Annotated in this window: 10 protein-coding genes; 9 read left to right on the forward strand and 1 reads right to left on the reverse strand. The window is 27.0% G+C overall.

Translation table 11 applies throughout. From position 1 onward, the window contains the following. Positions 1-8: 8 nt before the first annotated feature. Entirely contained in the window at positions 9-545 is a 537-nt protein-coding gene (locus I2A75_RS05640) for a GNAT family protein (RefSeq protein ID WP_195263500.1), read from the forward strand. A 106-nt stretch (positions 546-651) separates the two neighbouring features. Here the strand turns inward: I2A75_RS05640 and I2A75_RS05645 are convergent, their stop codons facing one another. Beyond that, positions 652-1,299: a hypothetical protein gene (locus I2A75_RS05645; protein WP_195263501.1), complete on the reverse strand. Its 648-nt coding sequence runs from the start codon at positions 1,297-1,299 to the stop codon at positions 652-654. A 295-nt stretch (positions 1,300-1,594) separates the two neighbouring features. Here I2A75_RS05645 and I2A75_RS05650 point away from each other — a divergent pair, with 295 nt between their 5' ends. The 8 genes from I2A75_RS05650 to I2A75_RS05685 all read left to right on the forward strand — a co-directional run bounded on the left by I2A75_RS05650 (position 1,595) and on the right by I2A75_RS05685 (position 11,828). Then, complete coding sequence (locus I2A75_RS05650) at positions 1,595-1,978, forward strand: VOC family protein (RefSeq protein WP_195263502.1); 384 nt, start codon at positions 1,595-1,597, stop codon at positions 1,976-1,978. Positions 1,979-2,250: 272 nt separating this feature from the next. Beyond that, positions 2,251-3,189 (forward strand): L-lactate dehydrogenase, encoded by a 939-nt coding sequence (locus I2A75_RS05655; RefSeq protein ID WP_195263503.1) that lies wholly within the window; start codon positions 2,251-2,253, stop codon positions 3,187-3,189. Positions 3,190-3,547: 358 nt separating this feature from the next. Next, a complete protein-coding gene (locus tag I2A75_RS05660) occupies positions 3,548-4,942 on the forward strand; it encodes a L,D-transpeptidase family protein (protein WP_195263504.1) in 1,395 nt (464 codons plus the stop codon). Between the two features lie 210 nt (positions 4,943-5,152). After that, positions 5,153-6,076: a LacI family DNA-binding transcriptional regulator gene (locus I2A75_RS05665; RefSeq protein ID WP_195263505.1), complete on the forward strand. Its 924-nt coding sequence runs from the start codon at positions 5,153-5,155 to the stop codon at positions 6,074-6,076. Between the two features lie 300 nt (positions 6,077-6,376). Beyond that, positions 6,377-7,714 (forward strand): sugar ABC transporter permease, encoded by a 1,338-nt coding sequence (locus I2A75_RS05670; protein WP_195263506.1) that lies wholly within the window; start codon positions 6,377-6,379, stop codon positions 7,712-7,714. 5 nt (positions 7,715-7,719) lie between these two features. After that, positions 7,720-8,544: a sugar ABC transporter permease gene (locus tag I2A75_RS05675; protein WP_195263507.1), complete on the forward strand. Its 825-nt coding sequence runs from the start codon at positions 7,720-7,722 to the stop codon at positions 8,542-8,544. A 36-nt stretch (positions 8,545-8,580) separates the two neighbouring features. After that, positions 8,581-9,861, forward strand: coding sequence for a maltose ABC transporter substrate-binding protein (locus tag I2A75_RS05680; RefSeq protein ID WP_195263508.1), 1,281 nt, complete (start codon positions 8,581-8,583; stop codon positions 9,859-9,861). Positions 9,862-9,977: 116 nt separating this feature from the next. Then, on the forward strand, positions 9,978-11,828 hold the full coding sequence (locus I2A75_RS05685) for a glycoside hydrolase family 13 protein (protein ID WP_195263509.1): 1,851 nt from the start codon (positions 9,978-9,980) through the stop codon (positions 11,826-11,828). The last annotated feature ends 105 nt before the right edge of the window (positions 11,829-11,933 follow it).

The raw sequence follows: 11,933 nt of genomic DNA on the forward strand, positions 1-11,933 counted from the left end.
AGAGATTTATGTATAAAGAAATAAAATTAAAAAATGGGGAAAATTTAATTATAAGAAAAGCTGAAGTTAATGATGCGGAAAAGATGATTGAGTATTTAAATATAGTTGGTGGCGAAAGTGATAATTTGCTATTTGGAGAAAATGAGTTTCACTTAAGTATAGATCAAGAAAAATCACATTTAGAAAATATGGCTAATCAAGAAAATTCTATCATGTTAGTAGGAGTAATAAATAAAAAAATAGTAAGTATAGCCCAAATATCTGCATCAAATAGAAAAAGAATATCTCATAATGCAGAAGTTGCCATTTCGGTAAAAAAAGAATATTGGAGTCTTGGTATCGGAAGTGAAGTAATGAAAACATTAATAGACTTTGCTAAATATACTAATAAAATAAAAAATATAAGCCTTGGGGTGAAAGCAAGTAATACAAAAGCTAGAAATTTATATAGAAAGATTGGCTTTAAAGAAGTAGGAGTTCATAGAAATTTCTTTTTTGTTAATGATGAATACGATGATGAGATATTAATGGACCTATATATTTAAAATAATGAAAGAATGAAAAATGAAAGAATTGAGGATGTTTTGCTCTGCAAAATTTAAATCCACAATTATTTCATTATTTCATTCCTTAATTACTTAATTCTTTAATTTAAAACAAGTGAGCCACAAGTTTATTTCCATCTTCAAAAACAGTTACAGTAAAGTAATTCCAAGGAACTACTGTTGCTCCTACTCTTGAAATAGCAACTCTTATTTTAAAACTATGTCCAGAGTTTGTATTAGAATCTAAGCCTTCATAAGTTACTCTGTCTAACCTAACTACCATTTCCTCACCACTTGATAGTTCCATTTGACTTCTTAGTGAAGCTAAATCTTTTTTTAATTTTTCTTTATCTTCTTCAGAAATAGGCTCGTATCCTTTTTCACTAGTATTACTATATGTTATTAAATAGTTATATATAGAAGTATCTTCATTTAAGTAGGCATATAATAAATCATTTATAAAATCTATTTCTTTATATTCACCAGAAGTATAATGAATAGATGTTTGATCATCATAAATATTAGTGCTTTTTTCTATTGCATTAATATCCTTAGTAGAGGTATATGATTTTCCAAATGCTTCAAAGGAAGTAGGGGATTTAGGTTCTTCTTTTACTGTATCATCTGATTGAATATTTTCTTCAATAGGATTATTGTCAGTTACATCATCTTTTGAGTTTGCGTTTTTACATGAAGTAAAATTCAAAGTAATTAACAATGAAATCAATAATAAAAATACTTTTTTTATTTTCATATGAGCTCCTTTACTAGATAATTATTCCAAAAAACTTATGTAAATTTATTGTATGATAAAATATAAGAAAAGTAAATTAATAAAAGAAAACCTTTAAATATATTTAAAAAATTAAAAAGTGTTTATGGATTAAACAATTGGTTGATAAAATGTAATTTCAGAAATATAATTATATATAAGAATTAATATTATCTAGTGATTAATATTATTATTTTAATTAAATGAACTAATTATATAATAATTTTATTACTATAGTGATTAATAATTAAATAGATTAAATTTAGGAGGAAAAGAAATGTCAGTTAAAATGTTACACACTTGTATTAGAGTTAAAGACTTAGAAAAGTCATTAAAGTTTTACAAAGAAGCGTTAGATTTAATAGAAACAAGAAGAAAGGAATATCCAGAAAATAAGTTTAGTCTTGTTTATTTATCTAATGAAGAAGGTGGATATGAAATAGAGCTTACTTATAATTATGATGTTGAAAAACCTTATGATTTAGGAAATGGTTTTAGTCATATTGCTGTTGAAGTAGAAGACTTAGAAGCAATGAGAGAAAAACATATAGCTTTAGGATATGAAGTAACTCCATTTAAGGGACTTCCAGGAACAAAACCTTCATATTATTTTGTAACAGATCCAGATGGATATAAAATTGAAGTAATTAGAGCTAAATAAATTAAAGTAAATCTAGTGGCTTTACAAAAGTTACTAGATTTATTTTTGTATATAATACATAAACTATTTAATGTAATATATAAATTAAACTAAAAATGCTTTTAAAAGGTTAATTATAAATTATATTAGTTAGTAATAAGAAGTTATTAATTTTAAAAATATATAGTTTATATAATAAAAATTATCTAAAAGAAGTATAAATTACCAAGTAATTAGTTTATAATAGAAATAAATTACAATAAATTAAATAAAAGGATGAAGGAGTATTATATATGAGTAAAATATCAATAATTGGAGCAGGCTCAATTGGAGCAACTACTGCCTTTGCCTTACTACAAAAGGAAGTAGCAAGAGAAATAGTTATAAATGATATTAATCAAGAAAAAGCATTAGGAGAAGTTCTTGACTTAATGCACGGTAGTTCACTAAATAGTCCTTGTAATGTTACACTAGGCTCTTTAGAGGATACCAAAGATTCAGATATAATTGTTATAACTGCTGGTGTTGCACAAAAGCCAGGAGAAACTAGACTAGATTTAGTTGATAAAAACTATAAAATATTCAAAAGCTTTGTTCCAACAATATCAAAATTAAGTCCTAATGCAATATTATTAGTTGTATCAAATCCAGTAGATATATTAGCATACATGACTTATAAATTATCTGGATTTCCTAAGGAAAGGGTTATTGGTTCAGGTACAGTTTTAGACACAACAAGATTAAGAAGTTTACTTGGAAAGTACTTTGGTATCGATGGAAGAATTGTTCAAGGATATGTTTTAGGAGAACATGGAGATAGTGAATTTGTTCCATGGTCATCATTAACAATTGGAAATATTCCAATAAAAAATTTCTCAGAACAATTAAAAATAGAATGGGATGAAGCAACAGAAAAAGTTATTGCTGATGATGTTAAGAATGCAGCTTATGAAGTTATTAATAGAAAAGGAGCTACTGCTTTTTCAGTTGCAGCAGTTTTAACAAGAATAGTGGAAGCATTCTTAAAAGATGAGAAAACTGTATTATCAGTATCTACTTTATTAGATGACTATTTAGGGGTTAACAACACATACTTAAGTGTTCCAACAATAGTAGGTAAAAATGGAGTAGAAAAAGTATTAAATATAGAATTATCAGAAGAAGAAAAAGAAAAGTTTGTTTCATCAGCTAAGATAATGAAAGAATATATTGATAGAATCGATAATAATTAAAACTTTAATGTGAAGGTATGAAATTTTAATTTCATACCTTTTAAATTTATATTGGGAATATAGATCGAAAAACTTTCTACTAAATTTTATAAGTGCTTAATAAATATTATGAGTCTATAACGTAATAATAAATCTTTAAGGAATCATCTTATATTAAACATTGATATATATAATATACATATAAATTAGAAATTATTTAAAAGTGTTAACATAGTCGACACTTTACTATTTTTATTGTAAAATATATTATTATTGGGAAAAAATAACATTAATTAAGGTTTAAAACGAAAAATTAAAGCATAGTATAGATAGAAATTATGTTTAATTTAAATGAGTATAATGAGAGGGATACAGTAATATGAAAAAAATTAATATAAGGGAATTTTTTGAAAATAAAATAACAGGATACATTATTATTATATTTGCGGCAATTATATTTGTTTATTTACTTATATCAATATTTTTTACTAATCATTTATTCTTTAATACTAGTATAAATGGAATTAATTTATCATTAAAAACTTATGAAGAGGCACAGGATATACTAAAAGGCTCCATAAGTGATTATAAATTACAAATAATAGAGAGAGATGGCAAAATAGAAGAAATATTAGGAAAGGATATAGAGCTAAAGTTTAAGGAAAACAATAGTGGTATTAACATAAAAGAAGTACAAGCCCCATTAAAGTGGATTGTAGGATTAATTAAAAAGCAAAACTATTATATGAATGATTTAGTAATTTATAATGATGAAAAATTAAAAAATAAAATTAAAGAGTTAGACTGTTTAAATAAAGATATTATTGAACCTAAGAATGTAGGATTCAAATATTCAAATGGTTCATATGAGTTTATTGAAGAGATTTATGGAAATAAGGTAGATGAAAATAAATTATATGAAACTATAGAAAACAGTATATTAAGAGGAGAAGCTAAATTAGATTTAAATGAGAAACTATGCTACGAAAATCCAGAGTACACAATAAACTCTGAAAAGGCAATGACAACTAAAGATACTTTAAATAAGTATGTATCAACCCAAATAACATATTTATTTGGAAATAAAAATGAAGTATTAGATGGAAATAGAATAAACGAATGGCTTAGTGTTAATGACGATTTAGAAGTAATAATAAATGAAAACTCAGTAAAAGATTATGTATTAGAGCTAAGTGCAAAGTATAACACAGTTGGAATAGCAAGAAATTTTAAATCTTCTACAGGAAAAGTTGTTGAGGTTAAAGGTGGATATTATGGGTGGAAAATTAATTATGTAGCAGAAACAAAGATGTTATTGGAAAATATAAAGCTTGGTGCAGTACTTGAAAAAGAACCAATATACACACAAAAAGGTATCAATAGAGATGCAGATGATATAGGGGATACCTATGTAGAAATCAATATAACAAGGCAGCATTTATGGTTTTATAAAGATGGTGAACTTATTACTCAAGGGGATGTGGTAACTGGAGATCCTGGGAAAGGATATTCCACTAAACTTGGAACGTATATGCTTAATTATAAGCAAAAGGAAGCAACTTTAAGAGGTCCAAATTATGAAGCAAAAGTAATTTATTGGATGCCTTTTAATGGGAACATAGGAATTCATGATGCAAGTTGGAGATATTCTTTTGGAGGGACAATATATAAATCAAATGGAACTCATGGTTGTGTAAATTCTCCGTCATATTTAGCAAAAACTATTTTTGATAATATAGATGAAGGAACTCCTGTTATTTGCTATGAAGAATAGAAATATTAAAGTAAAAGAATTTAAGGTTAGATATGTGTTTTAGACACTAATCTAGCCTTTTTACTTTAAAAAAATAATAATAGATTTACTTTAAGAATGACCTTTTTATAGTAGAAATATATAAAAAATTAAATACTTTATATGATATAATTAGTTTAATTATTATAAGGATTAAGGATTTAACTATGGCTTTAAAGGAGGTCATTTTATATGGCGAAAAGAAGGGTAACATTAAAAGATATTGCAAGAGAAGCAGGTGTATCTGCAGCAACAGTATCATATGTTCTTAATTATTCAGAAAAAGAAAAGATTAGCCATGAAACAAGATTAAAAGTTTTTGATATAGCGAAAAAATTAAACTATGTTCCCAACATGGCAGCTAAATCTTTAGCAAGTAAAAGAAGTTATTTAGTTGGAATCATAATAAATTTAGGTGAAAAAAATCTAAAGAGTAAATTATATGAGTACTATGATTTAACTAATGAAATTCAAAAAGAAGTTTATAAGCTTGGATATGATGTAGTGTTTTTAGCTACTAAAGAACCAAATAAAGATATACAAGTTGGACAAAAAAGATCTTTAGATGCTGTATTTGTTATTGATATGGATAAAAGTAAACTAAAATATCTCACAAGTAATTTTTATGTACCAGTAATATTTATTGATGGATATTTAGAAGATCCGATATTTTGCAAGATATTAAGTGATTATAATGAGTTGTTTAATATATTAGAAAAAAAATCAGAGATTAAAAAAGATTCCTATATTATTATGGAAGATTACTCAAATGAAAACTTAAGAGAAATTGTAAATGAAAGATTCCCAAAAGAAAATATATTTGTAAATAAACATGATAGTGATTTAATTGGATTTTTAGAAAAGCATAAGAATAAAAGAGGCGTAGTTTTAGGGGAGATATTAGGAATGCAAGTAGAAAAATATGTAGATACTAAAGATATAATAGTTATTATTGGATCAGAAGAATCAAATTTATTATTTTCTCATACAAAAACAATTTCTATGAGTAATAAAGAAAAAGCAAAAAAATCAGTTGAACTCATGCAAAAATTAATTAATTTAGATGAAGAGGAAATTATAAATACTACATATATAAAACCAATTTTTAAATATTAGAAATAATAAAAATGTGAGTTTGCACAAAGTTCACATTTTTTTATTTTTTTACTGATTTTAGAGATAAGTTAACATGATGCTTAACAAATATAAGGAAGATATCATAGGAGTGCAATATCAAAGTGTTTTAAATAAAATATTTTTACTTAACAAAAAGCTTTTAGAAATTTACTTAAATTTAGATGAAAATTTGAATTGTACATATGTATGAAAGTTCTTGAATGTAATTGACTACAAAAGGATATATTGTTATACTCAGGTTACTTAAACGAATAAGTTAAACAGAAAGAAGGAGTGGAAATGAAAAGAAAAAAGGCGCTTTTATTATCGTGCTTAGTATGGGGAAGTGGTCAGTTTTTTGTCTGTAAACAACGGATAAAAGGATTACTGTTTTTTATGATGCAAGCTATACTTATAGCTATTGAATTGTTAAGTGGTTATTGGATTGAATATCTTTTAGGCTATATTAAAAATTTTCAAATTAGATTGCATGGAGGTTTTTTTACTAAAGGAATTTGGGGACTAATAACTTTAGGAGAAAAAGTAGGAGTAAAAAATGGAGATCATTCAACCCTTTTATTAATAAATGGAATAATTTCAGTTATATTGATTTTTATTTTTGCAGTTATTTATTTTTTAAATGCAAAAGATGCATATGAAACTGGAAAAAAGATTGATGAAACAGGAATATATATAAGTTCAAAAGATTATGGTAAGAAAATATTTGAAAAAAAGTTTCCTTATATAATTCTTAGTCCTATAGCTGTAGCATTTATTTTTGTAGTAGTTATGCCAATTATATTTTCAATATTAACAGCATTTTTAAATTATAATAGAGATCATCTTCCACCAGGAAATTTAATAGATTGGGTTGGTTTTGATAATTTTATTAAGTTATTTAGAGTGCCAGTTTGGTCTAATACATTTTTTCATGTTTTAATTTGGACTATAGTTTGGGCCTTTACGGCAACGTTTTCAACGTATTTTTTAGGAATGCTACAAGCAATAATATTAAATCATAAGTCTATTAAATTCAAAAAAATTTTTAGAACAGTTTTAATTTTGCCTTGGGCAATTCCTCAAATAATATCACTTATGGTATTTAGGAATTTATTAAATGGACAATTTGGACCTATAAATCAATTTTTGTTAGATATTGGGCTTATATCTGAAAGGATACCTTTTTTAACAGATCCAATAATTGCAAAGATAACTGTTATAGTAGTAAACCTTTGGCTTGGATTCCCCATGTTTATGGTTATGATGCTTGGAGTATTTGCAAATTTAGATGAAAGTTTATATGAAGCAGCAGCTATAGATGGAGCAAGTAAATTTCAAATATTTAAACATATTACCTTGCCATTAGTTATGCTTGCTACAGCACCACCACTTGTTATGAATTTAGCTTCAAATTTTAATAACTTTGGCTCTATTTATTTCCTAACACAGGGTGGACCAGCGAATACTTCATATCAATTTGCTGGAGATACAGATATTTTAATTTCATGGATATATAAATTAACACTTGACCAGCAAATGTATAATATGGCAGCAGTTATGAGTGTGTTGATTTTTATCATAATTGGTGGATTCTCTTTCTGGCAATTTAAAAACACTACGTCATTTAAGGAGGTTTAAGAAAAATGAGAAAAAAAATAACATCGATATTATTGCATCTTGAACTTATTTTAATGTCTATAATAGTGTTGGTTCCAGTAATTTGGATTGTGATGTCATCTTTTAATAAAGGGGCTGGATTATCATCTGCAACATTAATTCCGAAAGAATTAAGCTTAGAAAATTATAAAAATTTATTCACTCAAACTAATTATCCAGTTTGGTTCTTTAATACATTAAAAATTGCAATAGCAAATACAGTTTGTTCAGTTACTTTGATAATGATTACGGCATGGATTATGTCTAGATTTAAATTTAAAGGAAAAAAGACAAGCCTTATGACAATATTAATAGTATCAATGTTTCCAACATTCTTATCTATGACAGCAATATACACTTTGTTTTTAACTTTAGGATTAGTCGGAAAGCCAATATCATTGATAATTATTTATGCAGTAGGGGCTATTCCTTACAATACTTGGCTAGTTAAAGGATATCTAGATGGAATACCAATGTCTATAGATGAAGCAGCATATATTGATGGCTGCAGTAGATTTAGATCTTTCTTTAAAATAATACTTCCTATGGCAAGGCCTATAATAACTTATTGTGCAGTTTCACAATTTATGATGCCTTGGATGGATTACGTTTTACCAAATATATTACTTTCAAGTGATAAGAGTAGGACACTTGCTGTAGGATTATTTTCTATGATAGTTGGTAAAGAAAGTTCACACTTTACAATGTTTGCAGCTGGTTCAGTTTTAGTTGCTATTCCAATTACTATCCTATATATGATTTTCCAAAAATATTTAGTTCAGGGCATTGCCTCAGGAGCTGACAAAGGTTAATAAAAAATAATTAAATATAAAATGGAGGAATTTATTATGAAGAGTATATCAAAAAAATTATCAGCATTAGTATTAATGAGTACGATGCTATTTTCACTAGCAGGTTGTAAAGATGTTTCAAAATTAGAGGAAGGAGAAAGTAATGAATCAGTTAGTTCATCAGAAGAAATGAAACCAGAAGATGGGGCAGAACTTCTTTTTTGGACAAACGATATAGAATATGGAAAAGATGTAGCATCTTCTTTTGAAACAAAGTATGGAGTAAAAGTAAACGTTGAGCAAATAGGTCTTGATGGTATGGGAAAAATTATGCTAGATGGTCCAGCAGGAAAGGGAGCAGATATATTTATTGCGCCTCATGATGCTATGAATACTGGAAGAACAGCAGGAATATTTGCAGAATTAGATGAAAGTATTGTAAAAGATTTAGAAAAAGAATTGAATCCAGTAGCTGTTAAGGCAGCCATGTATGATGGAAAAATGTATGGAGTTCCTTATTCAGTTGAAACAACAGCTCTTTTATACAATAAAGATTTAGTAAAAGGAGAACCAGCTAAGGAGTTTGAACAAATAGTTAAGGAAGCTAAGGAATTTAATAATAGTTCAGAAAATAAATTCTGGTTTTTAACTATAGCTAATAATGGATATAATGCGTACCCATTTTTAGGTGCAGATGGATTCCAATTGTTTGGAAATGATGGTAATGATGATGATAATCCTGGTTTTAATACAAAAGCTTTTGAAAATGGACTTGCTAATGTAGCAGCTTTAAAAGAAATAATTCCAATGAAATCAGAAGATTTAAAGACAAATGCAGAAACATTTATAGATGAAAACTTTATTAATGGTAAAACAGCTTATTACCCAAGTGGTCCATGGGCTATAAAGAAAATGAAAGATGCAGGAGTAAATTTTGGTGTAACAACACTTCCAACTATTAATGGAAAATCTATGAAAGCTTTTGGTGGAGTTCAAAATGCTCACGTATCAGCTTATTCTAAATATCCAAAAGCGGCCCAATTGTTTGCAAAGTTCTTAGCATCTAAAGAAGGTGCTGAAATTCTATATAGCAAAGCTAGTAAGGTTACTTCAAGAGCAGATATATCAGATGTGAAGGGTCTTGCAGAAGATAAAGATTTAAGCGTATTCGTTGAACAATTTAAGAATGCAGTTCCAATGCCAGCTTCAAAAAGAATATCATATTATTGGACAATATCAGATGGATTATTAAGTGCAGTATTTGATGGTGCATTAACACCTGAAGATGGAGCTAAGAAGGCACAAGCAGACTTTGAAGCACTTGTACAAAGTGAATAAATAATTTAATGAGCTGTCGCAAATAGCAATTTAATGAAAAGTGGAAGAAGTAAAAGTTAAATTGTGCGACAGCTAAATTTATAAAACTGAGATATAGAAATAAAGGAGAAAATATTATGAATTTAGCTGCAGTTATACATGAATCAAAAAGTTCACTATCATATGCTTATGATAAAGATACATTACATGTAAGGATTAAAACAGCAAAGGATGATGTTACGAAAGTTACATTAATTGCACTTGAGCCATTTAATTGGGCTCCTAAAAAGGATGATCCAACGATATATGAGTTTAGATATGATGAAGTTCAATATATAAATATGGAAAAGGAATATACTACTGATTTATATGATTGTTGGTTTGCGGAAGTAAAGAATTTTCCATGGCTTAGAATAAAGTATTGCTTTATATTGGAGACCTCTACTGAAAAGTACGTAGTTGGGTGCAGAGATATAATAAAATATAATGAAAATGAAAAAGCTCTAGATAATTTAAGAAATTACTACAACTTCCCTTACATTAATGAAGAAGATATATATTCTTCACCAGAGTGGGTTAAAGATACTGTTTGGTATCAAATTTTCCCTGAAAGATTTCATAATAGTTCAACTATCAATAAGAAAGATATTTTGCCTTGGGGAAGCGATGATATAGATGGATATAGTAAAAAATTTGGAGGAGATCTTCAAGGAGTAATTGAAAAGTTAGATTATATAAAGGAATGTGGTTTTACAGGAATATATTTTACTCCAATTTTTGAATCACCTAGCTCACACAAATATGATACTACGGATTACTTGAAGATAGATCCTGAATTTGGGAATAATGAAACATTCAAATTATTAGTTGAAGAAGCACATAAAAGAGGAATGAAAATAATGATTGATGCAGTATTTAATCATTGTGGTTTTTTACATCCATTTTGGCAAGATGTAGTAAAAAATGGAGTGAACTCAAAGTATTATGAGTGCTTTTATGTTTTAGACGAAAACAAACCTATTGTTCAGGGAGATTTAACAAATGGACTTCCAAAAGATTGTTTAAAGGAAGATTTAAATTACAGAACCTTTGCCTTTACACAAATTATGCCTAAGTGGAATTTATCAAGTGAAATTGCAAGAAATTATCTTTTAGATGTAACTAGGTACTGGACTGAAGAATATAAAATAGATGGATGGAGATTAGATGTATCTAATGAGGTTTCCCATGACTTTTGGAGAGAGTTCCGAAAAGTTGTAAAAGATATAAATCCAGAAGTATATATATTAGGTGAAAATTGGGATAATTCATATCCATGGCTTAAAGGAGATCAGCTTGATGCTGTGATGAATTATGAATTTACTAGCTCTATATGGAGTTATTTTGGAAAAGGCGAAGAAAATAGCCCTAAATATAACTCTAGTCAATTTAAAAATGCAATTAATAATTTACTGTTCATGTACCCTAAAAATGTTTCTGAAAATATGTTTAACTTATTGGATAGTCATGATACTTCCAGAATACTTACATTATGCTATGATAATGTAGAAATATTAAAGTTAGCATATGTATTTCAAATGACTTTTTCTGGAGCACCAAGTATTTATTATGGTAGCGAAGTTGGAATGGCTGGAGGAACAAATAGTAATCGTAGGTGTATGATTTGGGAAGAAGACAAACAAGATAAAAATCTTCTTGAAACTATAAAAAAATTAATAATCCTAAGAGGGAAATATAAATCTTTTAAATCTGTTGATTTAGAATGGCTATATGTAGATGATGATAAGAATTGCATAATATATAAAAAGGAAAGTATGGATGAAAAATTATTTATCATTATTAATAACTCAAGTAATGATGTTGACATAATCTTACCTGATGAAATGAAATTTAATAGATATAATGATATTTATGAAGATGTAAATATAGATCTTAAAGAAGAAATATCGTTAAAGTCTTATAGTTTTAGGATCCTATTGAATATTTAATTTAAAATTATATAATATATGATTTAAAATTAGATATCTCTATTTAAAATTATTTAAAATAAGTATATTAGCAAATAAAAAGGAAAGTTATAATACAAACTTTCC

It is taken from the genome of Clostridium sp. 1001275B_160808_H3, from assembly GCF_015550425.1.
GTDB lineage: Bacteria > Bacillota > Clostridia > Clostridiales > Clostridiaceae > Clostridium.

Bases quoted from the DNA above. Each gene is read 5' to 3' on its own strand.
- I2A75_RS05640 (WP_195263500.1), top strand. From the start codon at position 9: ATGTATAAAGAAATAAAATTAAAAAATGGGGAAAATTTAATTATAAGA.
- I2A75_RS05645 (WP_195263501.1), bottom strand. From the start codon at position 1,299: ATGAAAATAAAAAAAGTATTTTTATTATTGATTTCATTGTTAATTACT.
- I2A75_RS05650 (WP_195263502.1), top strand. From the start codon at position 1,595: ATGTCAGTTAAAATGTTACACACTTGTATTAGAGTTAAAGACTTAGAA.
- I2A75_RS05655 (WP_195263503.1), top strand. From the start codon at position 2,251: ATGAGTAAAATATCAATAATTGGAGCAGGCTCAATTGGAGCAACTACT.
- I2A75_RS05660 (WP_195263504.1), top strand. From the start codon at position 3,548: ATGAAAAAAATTAATATAAGGGAATTTTTTGAAAATAAAATAACAGGA.
- I2A75_RS05665 (WP_195263505.1), top strand. From the start codon at position 5,153: ATGGCGAAAAGAAGGGTAACATTAAAAGATATTGCAAGAGAAGCAGGT.
- I2A75_RS05670 (WP_195263506.1), top strand. From the start codon at position 6,377: ATGAAAAGAAAAAAGGCGCTTTTATTATCGTGCTTAGTATGGGGAAGT.
- I2A75_RS05675 (WP_195263507.1), top strand. From the start codon at position 7,720: ATGAGAAAAAAAATAACATCGATATTATTGCATCTTGAACTTATTTTA.
- I2A75_RS05680 (WP_195263508.1), top strand. From the start codon at position 8,581: ATGAAGAGTATATCAAAAAAATTATCAGCATTAGTATTAATGAGTACG.
- I2A75_RS05685 (WP_195263509.1), top strand. From the start codon at position 9,978: ATGAATTTAGCTGCAGTTATACATGAATCAAAAAGTTCACTATCATAT.